The sequence below is a fragment of the Citrobacter rodentium NBRC 105723 = DSM 16636 genome, from assembly GCF_021278985.1.
Lineage (GTDB): Bacteria > Pseudomonadota > Gammaproteobacteria > Enterobacterales > Enterobacteriaceae > Citrobacter_A > Citrobacter_A rodentium.
Genome location: NZ_CP082833.1, coordinates 2457476 through 2476108 on the forward strand (window position 1 = coordinate 2457476; position 18633 = coordinate 2476108).

The following is an 18633-nucleotide window of genomic DNA, read 5'->3' on the forward strand; positions in this document are numbered from 1 at the left end:
GTATCGGTTACATATCATCAATAATGTCACTCTTGCTTTTATCTAATACAACTTTACCGCCAGATAAAACGATGGTCCGATTAACAAGATCCAGTATTTTCTTGCGATGAGTGGCAATAATAACTGTTTTGCCAGCAATCCAGTTGCCCATATTTTTGACGAACTCATTTTCCGTAACATCATCAAGAGAGGAGGTGGGTTCATCCATAATCACAATATTAGGATTACGCAGCACCAGTCTTGCCAGTAAGATTGTTTGCTGCTGCCCGCCTGAAAGACCGTGACCACCTTCCTGAATAATATAATCTAAACCCGATGGCAGCTGGTTAATAAAGTTAATCGCCCCGGTGAGCCTGATGGCATTAATAATATCGTTATCCTGCGCCATCGGGGAGCCCAGCGTAATATTTTCCCGAATGGAACCGAAAAAAAGGCGGGAGTTCTGGCTCAGATATCCAATATCACGGCGCAGATCGGCGGGATCGATATCGTTGATGTTAATACCATCCAGAATCACATCACCGGACCTCTGGCACATCATTCCGGCAAGCGCGTTTAACAGCGATGATTTCCCCGAACCGTTGCGCCCAAGAATGGCGATGCGCTCACCTGCTTTGATCTCCAGCGAATCAATGCTCACCGCTATTTTTTGACTATCGGCGTGATGCGTAAAGGCGGCATTTTTAATCGAATATCTGCCTTCGATAAATTTCTTATGGATCAATCTCTGATGTTCCGGCTGGTCAACGGGTAACTGCATAATCGAGTCCAGACCTGTCATCGCCACTTTGGTTTGTTGCCAGCGGGTGAGGATATTGGCGATCTGCGCGACAGGCGCCATCATTCTTGAACTGAGAATTGAGGAGGCGACTAATGCACCGGTAGAGAGATCGCCGGACATAACAAAGGGAGTCCCCACCAGGATCAGGCAAACGAACACCGAACTTTGCACGAAGTAAGACCAGGTGGTTAATGTATGGGTCAGATGCTTTAGTTCCAGGCTATTTTCAGCGGTCGTCTTAATGTAATGCAGCCATTGCTGTTGAAAGCGATGCTCAGCCTGTAAAAATTTGATGTCATCCAGCCCCTGAACTGTTTCAACCAGCATGGCATTACGCAGGCTGGATTCTCGCATAGCGGTATTAGCCAGGCGAAAAAGTTTCTTTTGGCTCATTAAGCCAGGGAGCACCATGAGAATTGCCCCAGCGAGAGGGACAAGGAAGACAATCCCACCCAAAAAATAGATAATCACCAGGAACATAAAGAAGAACGGCAAATCCGTAATGGCGACGACCGTCGAAGAGGTCATCATTTCACGCACCTGCTCCAGCTCTTTTAGCTGAGAAATAAATGAACCGGTTGATTTCGGACGGTAGGGGTTTTTAATCCTCAGGGCCCGGCCAAATACCCTGTCTGAAATAATCAAATCCGCGCGTTTTCCGAGAATATCGGTTACGCTATAACGGATTAAGCGTAGGGTGAAATCAAAAATCAGCGCCAGAATCACGCCGATAAAAAGCACCCACATTGTGGGATAGGACTGTGCAGGAATGACCCGATCGTAAGTCTGCATCGAGTATGTAATGCCGGCCAGGCCGAGAATATTGACAAACAGGGAGCCCAGTATGACCAGATAGTATGGCTTCATGTCCGCAAAAATAATTCGCCAGACCCAGTACTTTTCCGTCGGCTTGATATAATCGTCAATGCGGGCATCGGGGACGTTTTTGGCCGGCCTCAGGGTGATGATTCGGCGTCCTTCTTGACGTAGCTGCTCCTCCTGAACTAACGAGATGAGATCGCCATCGTCAATAAACGAGACAACAAAGTTTTTATCCTCATCAATGCTTTTGATAATAGCCAGACGGCCATCTTTCATTTCCAGCACCTGAGGAAATAGCCAGGCGTTAAGCCGGGAGCTATCAACCGATTCTTCTTTAAAAGAAAGCCCGGCTCGACGCGTCATGATTTCTATGACTTTGCTGGTTGACTCATTGTCATGCCATAAAGATGTTATCAGAATGTTCTGCTCTGAAACATTGAGTCGATAATGGTGGGCGATATTTACTAACGCACTTTTCCATTGTTCCAGATAGTACTGTTTGGCGTCATTGTCATTTTCCATAAAGGAAAAGAAATCCATATCTTGCACTATATCATCCTTTGGTTTTTAATAAATTTATGAGTTTCCCGGCATAGTAGAGGCTTTCCAGAGAAAGGTTCGATACCGTATAATTACTGTTAATAATGTCTGTCCTGGTCTGGTGGATCTCAGCCTCAGCGCTGGTCAAATCGGAGAATGAGCGGGTGCCTAATTCCAGATACTGTGCCATATACAGATCGCGGGTTCGTATGGCGCTTTTTTGTTTCTCTATTTTGTTTTCCAGACTAATTTTAGTGTTTCTCATCTGGCTTGAGAATTCCGTTATTTTCTGTTTGGCATTATTCTGTTCAGCATCGAAGTTAAATTGTGCGGTAGAGAGCGCTTCTTGTGCTTGCTGTACCTTAGATGACACAGAACCACCCTGATAAAGCGGGACTTTTACATTTATAAATGCGCCATAACGATCGCGATTTCTGGTAGTGTCATTACTGGATGACTGGGCTGTTAAATCATGTTCATAGTAAGGTGCAAATACTATTTTCGGATAATGTCCGTTTTTTTGTACATCAATTTCTTTTTTCGCAATATCGATTTTGGCCCGGGCAATCCTGATAGCTGGGGAGTCAATATTTGTTGGGTTATCGCGTAATAAATTATTATAGAGTTCTTCCACTTCGTCCGGGATTTCCATGACAATCCCGGCGGAAATTTTTTTATTTACCAGGTAGTCCAGCGTTGCCGACCATTTTTCATACTGAGAGATATAATCATTATAGTTCGAGAGTGACTCGGATACTCTCAGGTTGGCCTGAGAGTAGTCAGATTCTGCGCTGGCCCCCAGAACGACGCGTTTTTTTGTTATGTCTCTGATCCTCGAAAAACCGTCAATGCGATCTTTTGCGGCTTCACTGAGTTGATGATAACGAACTATCTGCAAATAGGCCCCAATGGTTTGATAGAGGATATCGTTAATTTGTTTTTCAACTTCATAACCCGCATTGGCGACGTTGAGTTCAGAGAGCTCAACCCGGTCGCCAGTGCCGCCAAAATCATAAATCATCTGTTCAATTGAGACGTTTAGCTGATTGGTTTTATTATTGTCGTCAGTGTAATCATCTTTTTCCAGTCCGGAATTAATACCCATCTCTATATTAGGATAATAGCCAGCTCTGACCTCATCTACCATAGACTTTAATCTTTCAATTTCAGCTTTTGCCCGTTTAATTTCAGGGTGCCAGCTAACTGCCATCCACATTGCGTTGTACAGGCTATATTTTCCTTTTGAAGAGGGGAGACTTTGTTGAGACGCTGTCGTGGATTTGGATTCCACGACAGGTTGTTTCTTTGCCAAAGCGGGCTTGAAGTATACGACAGGATCCTCACCAGGTCGGTCTTTTGGGGATTCTGAACTAGCTGGCGTTACTGATGATTTTTCCTCATTAACAAATGAGACGGAAAACGTTTCTGGTTCACAGAAGGCATCCGCGATCGTTAACAGATTTCCCATGGCAACGGATAAATAGAATAATGTTTTATGAATAAATCTCACTGTATATCTCCCTGAATTATAATATAACGCGTTAACATTCCATGCTGATAGTTTTGGTCTCCGTAATGAAGAGATACTTCATAGCGCTGATAAAAAGCCACATTGTTGGAAAACAAGTGGCTGAACAATCCCAACCGCTAAGGTATAAAGCGGTTGGGAAAGTGGGTTAATTAATATTATGCCGCAGCAAAATGATAACTATCTTCATTTAACTGTAGCTGAGTGATAATTTTATTCAGTACGCTATATCCTCCAGTCTCTTCGACGCTGTGTTGCTGCTCAGGAATATGAGTTTCCGCTACGGTAAGAGTGCTTTCTGTACCAATGAGAGAATCCAAATCCACTTCGCTGGGGCTATTTTCTTCAAGGAGAGAAGTGAGCTGTACAGCGGTAAGCTCTTCGCTTACAGCTGGCGTAATCGCTTCCTGCGAAGGCTGTACGTCAGCGGTAGCGGTAAGCTCTTCGCTTACAGCTGGGGTAACCGCTACCTGTGAAGGCTTCGCTTCAGCCATATCGGTGAGCGAAACAACGTTGGTATCTGCGTATCCCGCTAATTCATTGAGCGTACTCGTGATTTCTGCCAGCTCGTTGACAGATACGCTGTTTTCGTTGTTCTCACCAAAGACGAGTTCAACCGGGGCGCTCAGGATTTTCTCAACAGTAGCCTCTGCATGAACGAGCAGATCATCAACGGCTTTGGCCGCTGGCGTCGCGACCTCGACTGCCGTTTCAACAGTATCAATAATGGCATTGAACGATTCGGCAACAACTTCAGTCGTTTCGGTGGATGAGCCGCCAAAGATCTTCGCTACAATATCGTTAAAAATATTAGCGAGCGTTTCCAGCGGATGAGTAATGCCATAAATAATCGATCCTACAAAATCAATGATTCCCTTAAACGGGCTCAGGATAGTATCAATGACATTATTGAACAATTCGGTAATTGTTCCGAGTGGGTCAGTGATAAATTTGAATGCCAGGCCTACTGAATCGCCGATCAGGTTAAATATTGCATCAACCGGATGGGTAACAACGTTAATGATGGAACCCACTGCATCAATAATACCCTTGAACGGGCTGATAATCAGATCAATAACATTCTGGACCATCTCGCCGATAGCGCCGAATGGATTACTAATGATGTTGCCGATGCCTTCTATTATATCGCCAATAAAACCACCCGCAGCCTCAAACGGACTGGTGATAAAATCAACGAAGGATCCAACGGCATCAATAATACCCTTGAATGGGCTGAGGATCAGATCAATAACCCCCTGAATCATATCACCGATAGTGCCGAGCGGGTTGCTGATGAATTGCCCAATGCCACTCACGATTGAGGATATAATTTCTCCGATTCCGCTGATTGGCGAATCAATAAAGTTGATAATATCATCAATAAAATCATTGATCGGATTACTGGCTACGTCCTCATCTGAGCTAAGCCCCAGCATACCTTTTATAAAGGATTCAACAATAGTGACCAGCGAGGTCCCCGTGCTGATACCAATTGGGATCCCCATGATCAACGCCATGCCCAGCTTCGTGATCAGGTTGACAACATTGCTTACGCCATAATGAATGGCAATAACAACACCATCAATGGCAAGTGGTAAATCAGAGACTATACCCGCGACAGGAATTATTCCCGGGATAACCTGTAGAATCCCTGTAATGATCCCCAGTATCCATTCTGCTGCGACGCCTATGCCCTCTACGGCCAGTTTAGGGATAAGCATTATGGCGACGAATAAATCACCCAGTAATAATGGAATAAGTGGGTTTTGGGAAAGCGATTGTGAGATGTTATTGATGAACTCTTCCATCGCGGAGGAGTCACCGCTCAACACAGCGCAAAGCCCTTTACCAAGGTTAATCGCCCAGGCAATTGACCCTGTAATGATCGCCGGGATGGAAATAACGCCAACGCCAATGCTTTCGATGATGGCTTTAGCGGCGTTAAACACACCATCTATGATAATTAACACGCCATTCAGGAAGTGAGGAATTAAACCTAACGGTCCCCAAATCCCTCCGAGAACACCTGTGGTGAAGCCTGTAATCCACTGAACCAAATTAGACAGGAAGCTTAATGGGGCGTGGATAATTTCAACCGCGGCTTCCCAAATGACCAGTGCGGCACCGGTCAGGGCTGCGGGTGCTGACTCGAGCGTAAAGTGGTAATCACCTAACGACGAAACGACCGACTTGAGCGCCTCTAACAGACCTTTAGGAATTGCAGTAATGACATCCCATATGCCACCGACGATATTCCCAACCATATTGAACAACGAATCCAGGAATGTAGGATTGTTTTCATCATTGAGGCTGATTGCATCGCCAAGTACTTTTTCCACGGCCGCTACGTCGGTTGCATCGTTAACGGCCTGATGGGCATTATCCTTCTGCTCGTCGCTAAGGTTAGGCATCTCGTCGATCGCCTTGCCAGCTTCCTCTTTGGCAGCCTGAAGGTTATCGCTGGCGGCATTAGCAACGACCTGTTCCACGGCCGCCACGTCGGTCGCATTGTTAACGGCCTGGTGAGCGCTATCCTTCTGCTCGTCGCTCAGATACGCCATCTCGTCGATGGCCTTACCAGCGCCATCTTTGGCAGCCAGAAGGTTATCGCCAGAAGCTCCGGCAACGACCTGTTCGACGGCCGCCACGTCGGTCGCATTGTTAACGGCCTGGTGGGCGATATCCTTCTGTTCGTCGCTCAGATACGCCATCTCATCGATGGCCTTGCCAGCGCCATCTTTGGCAGCCAGAAGGTTATCGCCGACAGCGTTAGCAACGGCCTGCTCTACGGCCGCCACGTCGGTCGCATTGTTAACGGCCTGGTGGGCGATATCCTTCTGCTCGTCGCTCAGATATGCCATCTCGTCGATGGCCTTGCCAGCGCCGTCTTTGGCAGCCAGAAGGTTATTGCCAGAAGCTCCGGCAACGACCTGTTCCACGACCGCCACGTCGGTCGCATTGTTAACGGCCTGGTGGGCGCTATCCTTCTGCTCGTTGCTCAGATACGCCATCTCATCGATCGCCTTGCCAGCGCCGTCTTTGGCAGCCTGAAGGTTATCGCCGACAGCGTTAGCAACGGCCTGTTCCACGGCCGCCACGTCGGTCGCGTCGTTAACGGTCTGGTGGGCGATATCTTTCTGCTCGTCGCTCAGATACGCCATCTCATCGATCGCCTTGCCAGCGCCGTCTTTGGCAGCCTGAAGGTTATCGCCGACAGCGTTAGCAACGGCCTGTTCCACGGCCGCCACGTCAGTTGCGTCGTTAACGGCCTGGTGGGCGGTATCCTTCTGCTCGTTGCTCAGATATGCCATGTCATCCACGGCCTGATTCGTTTCCGATTTGGCGTTCTCCAGATTCTGTGCAACAGCATCAGTAACGGTTTTTTCCACGTCCGGAACGGTAGTCGCCGTCTGGATGGTTTCCTTCGCCTGAGTCTTCTGCTCATCGCTCAGGTATGCCATGTCGTCCACGGCCTGAAGCGCTTCCGATTTGGCGCTTTCCAGATCCTGTGCGGCAGCATTGATAACGGCCTCTTCCACACCTCCAGCGTCGGTCGCATCGTTAACGGCCTGGTGGGCGCTATCCTTCTGCTCATCGCTCAGGTGTGACATTTCGTCGATCGCTTTGTCGGCGTCGACTTTGGCAGTCTGAAGGCTATCTCCGGCGGCATCGGCAACAGTTTGTTCTACGGTCGCCACGTCGGTCGCATCATTAACGGCCTGGTGGGCGTTGTCCTTCTGCTCATCACTCAGGTGTGACATCTCGTCGATCGCCTTGTCGGCATCGTTTTTGGCGGCCTGAAGGTTATCGTTGGCAGCACCGGCAACGGCCTGTTCCACAGTCGCCACATCGGTCGCGTCGTTAACAGCCTTCTGGACATTATCCTTTTGCTCATCGCTCAGGTAGGCCATGTCATCCACGGCCTGAGTCGCTTCCGATTTGGTGCTCTCCAGATTCTGCGCGGCAGCATTGGCAACGGTTTTTTCCACGTCCGGAACGGTAGTCGCAGCCTGGATGGTTTCCTTCGCCTGAGTTTTCTGCTCGCCGCTCAGGTAGGCCATGTCATCCACGGCCTGAGCTGCTTCCGATTTGGCGCTCTCGATATTCTGCGCGGCAGCATTGGCAACGGTTTTTTCTACGTCCTGAACGGTAGTCGCAGCCTGGATGGCTTCCTTCGCCTGAGTTTTCTGATCATCGCTCAGGTATGCCATGTCATTCACGGTCTGAGTCGCTTCCGATTTGGCGCTCTCCAGATTCTGCGCGGCAGCATCAGCAACGGCCTGTTCCACGACCGCGACATCAGTTGCATTGTCAACAGTGTTATGGGCGTTATCCTTCTGCTCGTCGCTCAGGTGAGACATATCGTCGATTGCCTTGCTGGCATCACTTTTGGCGCCCGCAAGGTTATCTTTGGCAGCATCGGCAACGGCCTGTTCCACGGCCGCAACGTCGGTCGCATTGTCAACGGCCTTGTGGGCGTTATCCTTCTGCGCATCGCTCAGGTGAGACATATCGTCGATCGCCTTGCTGGCGTCGCCTTTGACGCCAGCAAGGTTATCGTTGGTTGTATCCTGACTCTTATGATGACTGCTGCTATCGTTATTGTTATTGACTACAGCAATCGCGAGACCGCTTGCCGCGGCTACCGCAATTAAAGGTACGACCCAAAAATACTCTTCACTGGCGTTTGCGGCCGTTTCAGCTCCTTCAAATATTTCATCAATGCTCTGTAATGGTTTAAATTGCAGACCGTTGAATTGTTCTTTTACGAGATAATCGCCTTCAAAAATCTCCTTGCCATCGTCGAAAACCAGCTTCTTTTTCTTGTCGCCGAAAAAGTCTTTGATGACAATTTTCTGATTATCTTTCAACAGGATAGTAAGAGTATTATTTTCCTTCTGTACTCCCGTGACATCCCTTGCTGAAACAGGTAAGCGGATCGCTCCACTTTGAGCAGGGGCTACCCCTGTCATGCCTGCCGCGCTTGTAAGCTTTTCGCCTGATGGCGAGAAAAAATCAATTGTTCCATTCATAGATATCAGTCCCAAATTTATTTGCAAATAAGAAAACACACAGTGATCGGGTACAACTCATATGGGAACATCCTTAATTCCATTTCCTGATTCGATATGTTTTCCTATACATAGAAAGCAAAATCCCTTAGCTTAGCTGTGGCTTGTCAGTTTTTTCCTTTCCCATGTTCTTAATGATGTCGAGAATACCGTCGAGATTGAAAGCAATCGCTTCTTTCATCAGCATGATGATATCCTGAGGTGTAGAGAATAATTTTGTTAGTTCATGGAAAGACAGTTTTACTTTTTGTTCATCCTCTTTGATGTAAACAATCATCCCCTCTGAAAGTACTCTCTTTACCCACTTTTCTAAATTACGACTATCAATAACCGTTGAGAGTGACTTTAATAACTTCATTACATCTGGCTTGTTGTCCTGGTCTGATACGGCTGAAAAAAGGCCATCAAGAGATTTTTCTCCCAGGTTATCCAACAGAGGCGCCAGAATATCTTTTTGTAAATCAGCGACGAACATCAGGCGATTCCACGCTTGTAATTTAACTAACATAAACTTCTTGTCGTTTAAGATAATTTCTTTATTTTCCATAATTAATGTGTTCTCTGGCGGGGTTGTGGGTTTCTCAGGAGAAGGCCGCCGTCTCTCCTCCTGAAAGAATATTTGGTTACCCCCAGACAGTTGGAGTGGTTACTACCCGTTCGAAAATCATTTCCACAGCACCAGTGAATGAACCACACACCGTCAGATATCAGCCTGAGAAGTTGTTAGCGCAGTGCAACCTCCCGTTTGGCCGTTTATCCAGGGGGGCATGTGGCTTACTATCAGTATCCAGATTTCTCGTTAATGTTATCTGGATACACCACCAGTTGTATTTTTGTAGTGGGATTTGTTTTCAGGCACTTTTCTTTTTTCTATACATCCTCCCTTTACTGGTAAACAAGAAACAATTGAATTAACTTGAATGTCATGGTAATGAATTTGTTTAATTGAAAAAATTTACCACTTTTTAGCTTACACTCCAGTCAATATCTCCATTTATATCTTAAAAACCACTCAAAGAGGCGACAACAGGCGACTCCTGCTCAATACTAAACATCTTGGTAAATAAGAAAAACCCTTAAGCAGAATAGCGTGATGAATTTAAGAAAAATGCTCAAAGTGTATTCCTAATTTCGCCGTGAGCGGTAAGGAATTTGTTTGTGAAGAACGCGTTTAATTCCAGAATTGATTTGATAAAGAGAGTCGTGAATTTGACGACATGTAATAGGGAGCGCAAATATCTGGATTCCGGTAGCCGACAACGGATATTTGTTGCAGAAAAGGGAGGGCGTGAACTTGCTGAACGGCGCCCGGAGAGCGCCGAATGGGGGGCGTGTAGATATCAAAACACAGTTTATTAAGTCATAGTGAATCCGTTACAAGAGCCTGCCAACTGTTTAATACCATCTGGCGATCCTTATACGATTGACCTGGCGCTACCCTTCAAGCAGTCTCTCCTGCATCAAAGCGCAGGCCTGCGGCGTCAGCTGAAACTCCTCGTTTAGCCATGCGGCAATGTTGCCATAACGGTCGTGAATGGCTGTAAGCGCCGACGCAAGATATGACTCTTTTACCGTCAGGATGTCGGCAAGGGTCTGTCTTCCCTGCGCGCTGAGGCTTTCACCCAGCATATTGAGCAACTCATCTTCAACCTGGGTGAGCAGATATTCTTCCATCACCGTGTGGCGATCGCAGCCGAGGGCGAACAGCGTCAGAGCGCAGCCAACGCCGGTACGATCTTTACCCACCGCGCAATGCTGTAACAGCGCGCCGTCGAAAGGCTCCATCAGCCATCCGGCAAGCTGGCGATAGGCAGCATTATTGAACGGCAGCTGGCGATAAAGCTCCAGCATAAACTGTTCGCCATTGAGGTCATTAAGCGTGGCGGCGTTAAAATGGGTTACTTTTGCATTCACGTCGTGAATGAGCGGATTGGCAGGGGCGTTAAGGTAGTGGGCTTGTTTATTCAGGTTATCGGGGCAGCGATTCACTTCGTCCGGGTCACGATAATCTATCACCCGACTAAGCGGGATTGAGTCCAGATGTTTTACGTCATCTGTCGTTATCATGTGTAGCGAACCGGAACGGAGTAATTTTCCCGTGCGTACGCGGCGACCATCGACGGTACGCTGACCGCCCATGTCACGAAAGTTGATACCGCCCTGCAGCGTTAAAAAAGCCGGATGGTATCTCTGGCTGGTTACCATATTTCCTCCCTGTAAACATTCTGGTTCCAGTCTCAGGCCCGAATGTCGGGCCTTACATTTTGTTGTCTGCCCGGATAATGCCGGCAATGGCTACCGATCGATTCACGGTATTGCTCACTGCGATGACCCATACATCTCAGGCATCATTAAACGGAGAGTATCATGTTTCGTTATCTTTCTCCGCTGGCACTTTTCGGTTGCGTGGCATCACGCTGGAAGCTCTTGCGCCATTGCCACGTTATACCGAAAAAGAAAACGGTACATTTTATGAGCTTTGTACTCTTATAACAAAAGCCAGTATTATGCAACGCAGACCTTTAACCAGAGCTATCCGAGCCGTCCTGCGGCAGTGGTATAGAGGGATGTGATTAAGCATGTGTAACAGGATATTAAGGAGGGGTGTTGCAGAGTGGATTATATGAATCTGACGCGATCGAAAATATTACCCCTTGAAAACCCAAGGGGCAACAGATTAATTATAGTTATTTGATATTTATCGTACTTTAATCGTTTTTTATGCTTCAAGTGCTTATTGCATTCTGTACCCGAGAGTACAAATGTAAGATAATCCCGTGCGGATTTATCCCTGGTGTTGCGTTGGTCTTTGACCCCCTGACCAGTATGCATTGCGAGTGCTGTTGGTCAGGTATTTTTTAAGTATAGGTAAGACCCGACATAAAAAAAAGCTGTCCTAAAAGACAGGGGATAATAATTTCAGTGTGTGATTATCAGGAATAACAATGAACTCTGTTGTTGAGTTTTTTTTGCATGATTACGATGAATTGCCGCCAGGTTTTGCCCGAGAACTCTACCGGCTCAGAAAAAGAACATTTCGTGAACGACTCGACTGGAAGGTTGAATGCATCGACGACCAGGAGAAAGATCAATTTGACAACGAAAACACGACCTACCTGTTAGGTATGCATGACGGTCAGCTGCTTTGCGGCGCGCGCTTTATCGATGCGACGCATCCTACGATGATCAGCGAAATATTCCATGCTTACTTTGATGATATAAAGCTTCCCACCGATATTCCCTGCTGTGAAATCAGCCGCCTGTTCCTGGATAAAGAAAGACGCGACTCCGGTAATTTGCGTGGTATGCCTGTGAGTAAAGCGCTTTTTCTCGCGATGATAATCTATTGTATGAAACGGCAGTATCGGGGAATGTACGCTGTCGCCAGCCGCGGCATGTATGCCATCTTTCGTCATGCGAACTGGAAGGTGGAGGTCATTCAGAAGGGGCTTTCTGAGAAGGGCGAAACTATCTACTATATCTTCATGCCTGCCAGCACAAGCGCTGTCGAAGACATCATCAGCAAAGACAAAGCTGGTGACTGGCTGCGTGAGATGCTTCAACAACTGCGCCGTATGTAAGCAGGTATCCGGGGCTCAGTTATCCAGTAATCTGAGCTCCATGCCGAGTTTTACCGCATGTCTGGCGTTATTTACCCCGAGCTTCTTCATCGCATTGCTCATATGAAATTTCACCGTTCGTTCGGTAATAGATAAAATCAGCGAAACTTCTGCGTAGGTTTTCCCGGCGCTGACCCATTTCAGAATTTGCCGTTCCCGCGGCGATAAGAAAACATTCTTTTTCTGATGCACTTTACTGTAAAGATTGAGTGTTTTCTGATGTAGCTGAACGAGAAAGTGCATAAAATATGAACGATTCGCTGTCATATCAATGCCCGAGTCTTTGTGGCTGATAATGGACAGTACAACCAGATTGTTCAGATAATCATGCAGCGGAAACGTATGCCCCTGGTAGATGTTATGTTCAGAACTTTCATTGAAAATGCGCGTCAGGTTGTAACCGCCTGACAAGAGAACTTTGTTCTCCCAGTAAAAATCTTCTACGCTGCTCAACGCCCGGATAATAACCGGATCGATAAACTGGTATTTTCTTTCCAGATAGATATCGAACCACTGCGGATTATTATTGATTATCCGCATTTGCGAGGGGTCTTTCTTGTTTACTATCGCGTAGGCATAGGTCGTATCTTTGTAGACCTCAAAGACCTTATTCAGCTCATTCTGGATTAACGCATTGATTCCTTTGTCATTGTAGTACGTATCCTTCACGTCAGTTACAGCCTCTTGGATGAATGGTTGAAGATGTATAGTCTGCGTCGTTAGCCTGTAAAAAGATAGGGTTTGCAATGACAATGTCAAAGCGAAGCGAACGGCGCCAAACCTGTTACTTGTTACTGTAAGGTCATAGTGTCTCCGCTACCCGCTGATTTTTCGTTTGAGAAGGAGGGATGTGTTAGTCGTATACATTGCATTGAGCTATTCAGTAAGGGGGAAGGGGGCAGAATAGACGTGAGTAATCTGCCAGTGAGCAATCGCGTGAACGGGCGTTTTTAGTAAGATCGGGAGGAACGATCCCGGTTCGGTGGTCGGGATCTTTTAAACAATCATATTGTCTAAAACAAGGCTTATATCATTAATCAATGTACAAACTTCTTCTTTAGAAATCCCGATTCTTGTTTTAGACTCTGGAACAGAAATGCCATTACAAATTTCATTCAAAGCTGTATTCAGGATTATTAACCCATTCTCACGAATAGTTAATTGGGCTTGTTTCCCTGAAACAGATATTACGTCCATTCATCCTATCAAATTAATGAAGTATGCTCTACCGTTTACTGGTTTACGACATCAAGTGCTTTCGGACTACGAAATAACCTGTAGCTGATCCCAATAACTCGAATAATTATTGCTTAGATTTTTTTAAATGGCCTCTTTCTAAGAGGGACTTTAATTTATTGTATAAACTTGACCCTTATTATTATACTCAGACCAGGGATTTTTTTGCTCAGGGCTACAACTTCACTGTGTTTTGCAACCAGTGCTGGCGAGTTATTCATTAATGATGATCTTCTAGTTTATATAAAAAAACCTCTTCCTTAAAACCCTCATATACATCATTAATAATGGATAAATTCCCATCATCTTCCAGTATGCTAAACCCACCTATGTTACATTCTACATATATACCTATGCATCCATTTTCTACTTCTTTAATTCTATATTCATATAATGACACTATTTTTTTTCAATATAATCAGTTAGTTGCGGTATATTTTTTATAGGATAGGCGAACTCATCGTTTATTTCATTAAGATCTAATAAAAATGGTTCTGATTCTACCTGCGAAAAAATCGCGATACCTTCATTGATACTTAATGATACCCAGCCTGAAATAGATGTTCGAAAAAATAACATTAGTATTTCGCAAACTAATTCATTATTTATAAAAAATGAACGCCCTCGAAAATCTTTAATATGTTCACTAACAAGCATCTTCACTCCTTTTAAAATTTTGATGATTTTTCAGGTATTAATGTATCAAACTCATACTTACCATTAGATAAAATTCTCAAGCTAACTGTGCTATTAGTTTTTGAACTATACACATGAATTAGGTCGTAATCTCCGCGAACAGAAGAACTTGGGATTACTGGGCTAATTTGTGTTGCATTTTCTAAAGTTTCTTTTATAGTCAACTTCGCTTGTTCAATCCCCTCTTTACCAGCGGCATAAGGTAAACGACCTTGTCCTATTTTTGTACCTAATTTCTTATTAATATTTATTGATTGAGAGGAAAGGAATTCATTGACATTTCGGCTTTGTTGAATAAATCAGATTTCGGGTAAGTCTCCCCCGTAGCGGGTTGTGTTTTCAGGCAATACGCACGCTTTCAGGCATACCTGCTTTCGTCATTTTGTTCAGCGCTCGTACCAGGGCCATAGCCTCCGCAACCTGACCATCGTAGTCACGCAGCGTCAGTGAACCCCCGAACAGCTGTTTTACCCGGTACATCGCCGTTTCCGCTATCGAGCGACGGTTGTAATCTGTTGTCCATTTCCACCGCGCATTACTCCCGGTCATTCGCTGATTAGCCACTGCACGGTTACGGTCTGCATATTCACCGGGCCAGTAACCCGCACCTTTTCGGGGAGGAATAAGCGCGCTGATTTTTTTGCGGCGCAGTTCATCGTGACAGAGCCGGGTATCGTAAGCCCCGTCTGCCGCGGCTGCCCTGATTTTTCTGTGAGTCTGCCGGATAAGGCCCGGGAAGGCTTCTGAGTCCGTGACGTTATTCAGCGACAGGTCTGCACAGACAACTTCATGTGTGTTGCTGTCAACAGCAAGATGCAACTTTCGCCAGATACGACGGCGCTCTTTGCCGTGCTTTCTGACTTTCCATTCGCCTTCACCAAAGACCTTCAGCCCGGTGGAATCAATCACCAGGTGTGCGATTTCACCCCGGGTGGACGTTTTGAAACTGACATTAACCGACTTTGCCCGCTTACTGACACTGGTGTAATCCGGGCAGCGCAACGGAACGTTCATCAGGGCAAAAATGGAATCAATAAAACCCTGCGCAGCCCGCAGGGTCAGCCGGAATACGCGTTTAATCACCAGAACGGTGGTGATGGCGAGATCAGAATAGCGCTGGGGCCTTCCTCGTGATGAAGGTGTTGCCGACTCATACCAGGCCTGAATCGCCTCATCATCCAGCCAGAAAGTGAGGGAGCCACGGTTGATGAGAGCTTTGTTGTAGGTGGACCAGTTGGTGATTCTGAACTTTTGCTTTGCCACGGAATGGTCTGTGTTGTCGGGAGGATGCGTGATCTGATCCTTCAACTCAGCAAAAGTTCGATTTATTCAACAAAGCCTGACATTTCCTAAGCTTTTAACAAGAGTTGTCGACTTTCCTGTATTTTTCAGTGCATTAACAGCCAGAGCCTCGGCTTTGGCAGCCGCTGCTTCTGATGCAGTCTTGCCTATCCCTATTGCACCACCGGCACCAACACCGCCCGGTACTGCCGATTCCGCTACCATTATACCTGCTTCGTTCAGACAAACTACAGGCGCGGATTGGCATCCTGCAAGAGTTGCCCTTGCTAAAATAGCAACCTCAGTGGTAGCAGCAACGATGGTTACACCACCTGCGACAATCAAGTTTCCCTCTGCAACTCCTTTTGCAATGTTAGCTTTACAAGTGACGTCACAGTCTGATGTTTTACCTAACCAGAAACCGATATCTCCTGCTCCAGGACTCAGCGAGTTATTCTCAACAACAACGTCTTCCGTTGCGAACCCGGCCGCCGGACTAGGGTTTTCCATGTCCTCTCAGCAGGTTATAACCACTTTTCCCGGTACATTTCGCTGAACCGGACACAACGCCCCGATACGCGTTTTTGCTCCCTGTTTTCCCTTTTCCCCGACGCTGTTAAAGATCATGTACCCGCATAACCACTTGTTATCCCATCAGCCCTGGCCTACGCCTGAAGGGGGAACTGGTTGGCGGAGGCGGGATTCAGTACCGACACGCCGGTTATGGTCAGCGTGGAACTGGGACGACTTGTGATCGAGCCGGTCAGGGGCTGACGGGTAAAAAAAATCTCGGTGTTAACGCCGGAATTTAATATATCTCTAATTCTTTATACCTAGACGAATTATGTCTGTTGGAAATAGAGGTTGTAATATCAACTCATTGTTAAAAATGAACAATTTAGGAGATAAAGCTGTAACGTCATAAATATTTTCAGCAACCAATACTAGGTTAGTTCTAAAAATAGGAATGTTAATGTTATCCACAAAAACGAAAACATCATGATTTTTATTATAATAATCGGATATGAGATGATTTATATCTTCGTAATCTGAATAGTTAAAATTATCCCATAATAAATTCCCATTAATAAATGGGAATTTATGCAAAATATTAAGCGCATCCTTCTCTTTCTGACCTTCAAGCACTTCGAAATCAGCACTAAGGGCCTCTTTACACTCATCAAATAAAGTCATTTTTCTACCTATTCAACTGTTTTAATATGGTTTCAAACGCTTTTTCATTACCTTCAAATGGTATAACCTGCTTGACTGCTTTGCCCGGCCCTTTCCCTTGAGAGTAATCCCATACGTTGATGTGCGTTCCCTTTTCAGGATCATAATCAACACGCCAACCAACCTTATCATCATTAGATTGACGTCCAATTATTTTTCCATTCCCAGCACTCACTTCTAACCGCCCAATTACAGGCTTAGAGTCAGCACCTAAATTACCCACAATATTTAACGCCTTATTTCGAGCACTTTCCCAGTTTTTCTCAGTTTTTAACATTGTTTCAATTCGAGTCGCTGGACTTGGTACTTTCTTCCCTGGCAACATAATGCCTGCCAGTAACCCGCCTGTGGCTTCCGGCGCTGCCTGATTTCCTCCGGCAGCCTGTTTAACTGTGTCCGCAACTGTAGACCAGGTTTCACCCTGCATCAGCGCGGTAACGGTATCCGCCACCGCCTGATTTTTCCCGGCCAGGTCGCTTATCGCTTTGCTGCAATAGCTGTCACCCACAGCGCATGATGCCAGCGCCATTGCCGCATCCGCTACGTAATCTGCTGAGCCTAACGCTGCATCACCGGTATCAGCAAGGGCATTGATAATACCGTTTGCGATGGACGAGGTTGTACCTTCACCCAGTTTGTCTCTTACCTGATTTTTCAGGGATTCAGTAGCCTGTTCCGCCGCTTCACGGGCCTGGTCACCACTCAGCGAGTTATTCTCCACAACAACTTTATCCGTTACGAAGTCCGGCGACGAAGAGAGATTTTTCCAGCGTGTTCAGCAAGTTACAACGACTTTTTCCCTGTGCGTTTTGATGACCGACCACCGATGCCCGATGCCCCGATACGCACTTTTCGACCACGACACGCTACCGCCCCGCCTTGGCCTTCCGGCCTGCACACCCCGCATCATAGCAGCGGCGTCACCCGCTGCCATTGCTTATCTCACTAACCGCACTGGAGTTTTTGACTCGCTCCCCGATGCGCCCTCAGGCGCATGGAAGGCGGCTCTCCATCCTCACAGGAAGCGCCGGTGTCGAACCGCCGAAGCCAGATGCAGCGGGGTTGGGGCGGGGGCGAGGTGAAGCCCTTAGCGCCAGCACTTGCTCCACCTCCTCCACGCTCAGGATATGATGCGGCAACCGCTTCTCCAGCCTCGGCAACTCAAGGTCCGCCGCCGGGTTCGCCAGGATAAGATTCTGCTTCGTCATCCAGCGGAACCACACCTGAAGCGGCTGCAACGCAGTGCGCTGCGTCCGCGTGCTTAACGGCTTCCCGTTCGCCTTACGATACTGGAACAGATAACGCTGGTAGCGCTCCAGCACCGGCGCGTCACTTCAGCGGCGTAGTTCACCCCGCGCTCTGAGGCCCACAGGATAAAGCGGTAGCAACTGAAGCGCCGCAACCGACCACCCGCTGCGAGTTCTACAGCCGGGCCGTACATAACGCGATATTTTTACGCGGCGAGTGGATACCGCTGGCGGGATTTACCGACGGCATGCCGATTAAGATTAGGGTGATGCCGGACTGCATCATTATCACCACCCAGAACACCCGCGAGCTGTACGGCTGCGCCGAGGGCTTAAGCGTTGCCGGCGTCAACCGGCCCAAGATGATCCAGTGGATCAAGGCATTTCCGGGGGGCGCTGAACGATACCGGCGATGTGCCGGATCTTACTGCTATTCAGGGAACTAACTGGATCGGGAAGATTACTTCCCGACCTTCAATATAATCCCATATTATTTTATGCAACTTATTAAAAATTGAAGGTTCATAAGGCATGAACTTCATTAAGAACGAGTACAACTCGTCAGAACTGACCAACT

At 46.9% G+C, this 18633-nt stretch carries 15 protein-coding genes and 2 pseudogenes; 4 read left to right on the plus strand and 13 right to left on the minus strand.

Annotated features, from left to right (window positions below; translation table 11 throughout):
• Positions 1-7: 7 nt before the first annotated feature.
• The 5 genes from K7R23_RS11700 to K7R23_RS11720 all read right to left on the minus strand — a co-directional run bounded on the left by K7R23_RS11700 (position 8) and on the right by K7R23_RS11720 (position 10948).
• On the minus strand, positions 8-2143 hold the full coding sequence (locus tag K7R23_RS11700; protein ID WP_012907097.1) for a type I secretion system permease/ATPase: 2136 nt from the start codon (positions 2141-2143) through the stop codon (positions 8-10).
• 13 nt (positions 2144-2156) lie between these two features.
• Entirely contained in the window at positions 2157-3653 is a 1497-nt protein-coding gene (locus K7R23_RS11705; protein ID WP_012907096.1) for a TolC family protein, read from the minus strand.
• A 176-nt stretch (positions 3654-3829) separates the two neighbouring features.
• Positions 3830-8704, minus strand: coding sequence for a BapA/Bap/LapF family prefix-like domain-containing protein (locus K7R23_RS11710; protein ID WP_081442316.1), 4875 nt, complete (start codon positions 8702-8704; stop codon positions 3830-3832).
• Between the two features lie 127 nt (positions 8705-8831).
• A complete protein-coding gene (locus K7R23_RS11715; protein WP_024132842.1) occupies positions 8832-9290 on the minus strand; it encodes a phage tail assembly chaperone in 459 nt (152 codons plus the stop codon).
• A gap of 887 nt (positions 9291-10177) precedes the next feature.
• Positions 10178-10948, minus strand: a complete 771-nt coding sequence (locus K7R23_RS11720) for a tyrosine-protein phosphatase (protein ID WP_012907092.1) — start codon at positions 10946-10948, stop codon at positions 10178-10180.
• 86 nt (positions 10949-11034) lie between these two features.
• Here K7R23_RS11720 and K7R23_RS11725 point away from each other — a divergent pair, with 86 nt between their 5' ends.
• Positions 11035-11316 carry a hypothetical protein gene (locus K7R23_RS11725; protein ID WP_148222095.1) on the plus strand — a complete coding sequence of 94 codons (282 nt, stop codon included), beginning with the start codon at positions 11035-11037 and terminating at the stop codon, positions 11314-11316.
• A 372-nt stretch (positions 11317-11688) separates the two neighbouring features.
• Positions 11689-12324 (plus strand): acyl-homoserine-lactone synthase, encoded by a 636-nt coding sequence (locus K7R23_RS11730; protein WP_012907089.1) that lies wholly within the window; start codon positions 11689-11691, stop codon positions 12322-12324.
• A gap of 15 nt (positions 12325-12339) precedes the next feature.
• Here the strand turns inward: K7R23_RS11730 and K7R23_RS11735 are convergent, their stop codons facing one another.
• From K7R23_RS11735 to K7R23_RS11755, 5 genes are all read right to left on the minus strand, one after another.
• A complete protein-coding gene (locus tag K7R23_RS11735; protein WP_232796120.1) occupies positions 12340-13110 on the minus strand; it encodes a LuxR C-terminal-related transcriptional regulator in 771 nt (256 codons plus the stop codon).
• Between the two features lie 249 nt (positions 13111-13359).
• Positions 13360-13560 carry a hypothetical protein gene (locus K7R23_RS11740; RefSeq protein WP_012907087.1) on the minus strand — a complete coding sequence of 67 codons (201 nt, stop codon included), beginning with the start codon at positions 13558-13560 and terminating at the stop codon, positions 13360-13362.
• A gap of 438 nt (positions 13561-13998) precedes the next feature.
• On the minus strand, positions 13999-14256 hold the full coding sequence (locus tag K7R23_RS11745) for a hypothetical protein (RefSeq protein WP_043013344.1): 258 nt from the start codon (positions 14254-14256) through the stop codon (positions 13999-14001).
• Between the two features lie 378 nt (positions 14257-14634).
• Entirely contained in the window at positions 14635-15603 is a 969-nt protein-coding gene (locus tag K7R23_RS11750) for an IS5 family transposase (protein ID WP_012904651.1), read from the minus strand.
• A gap of 21 nt (positions 15604-15624) precedes the next feature.
• Entirely contained in the window at positions 15625-16086 is a 462-nt protein-coding gene (locus tag K7R23_RS11755) for a hypothetical protein (protein WP_024132841.1), read from the minus strand.
• A 177-nt stretch (positions 16087-16263) separates the two neighbouring features.
• On the opposite strand from K7R23_RS11755, the gene K7R23_RS11760 reads away from it, so the two are divergent.
• Entirely contained in the window at positions 16264-16350 is an 87-nt protein-coding gene (locus tag K7R23_RS11760) for a SymE family type I addiction module toxin (protein ID WP_071820592.1), read from the plus strand.
• Positions 16351-16395: 45 nt separating this feature from the next.
• On the opposite strand, the gene K7R23_RS11765 is transcribed toward K7R23_RS11760, so the two are convergent.
• The 3 genes and pseudogenes from K7R23_RS11765 to K7R23_RS11775 all read right to left on the minus strand — a co-directional run.
• Positions 16396-16770, minus strand: a complete 375-nt coding sequence (locus K7R23_RS11765; protein ID WP_012907083.1) for a CDI toxin immunity protein — start codon at positions 16768-16770, stop codon at positions 16396-16398.
• Between the two features lie 4 nt (positions 16771-16774).
• Positions 16775-17173, minus strand: a pseudogene (locus K7R23_RS26045) (hypothetical protein); the annotation flags it as partial.
• A gap of 724 nt (positions 17174-17897) precedes the next feature.
• A pseudogene (locus tag K7R23_RS11775) lies at positions 17898-18193 on the minus strand (site-specific tyrosine recombinase XerC); the annotation flags it as partial.
• A gap of 90 nt (positions 18194-18283) precedes the next feature.
• On the opposite strand from K7R23_RS11775, the gene K7R23_RS11780 reads away from it, so the two are divergent.
• Positions 18284-18502, plus strand: a complete 219-nt coding sequence (locus tag K7R23_RS11780; protein WP_321029321.1) for a SymE family type I addiction module toxin — start codon at positions 18284-18286, stop codon at positions 18500-18502.
• Positions 18503-18633 lie beyond the last annotated feature (131 nt).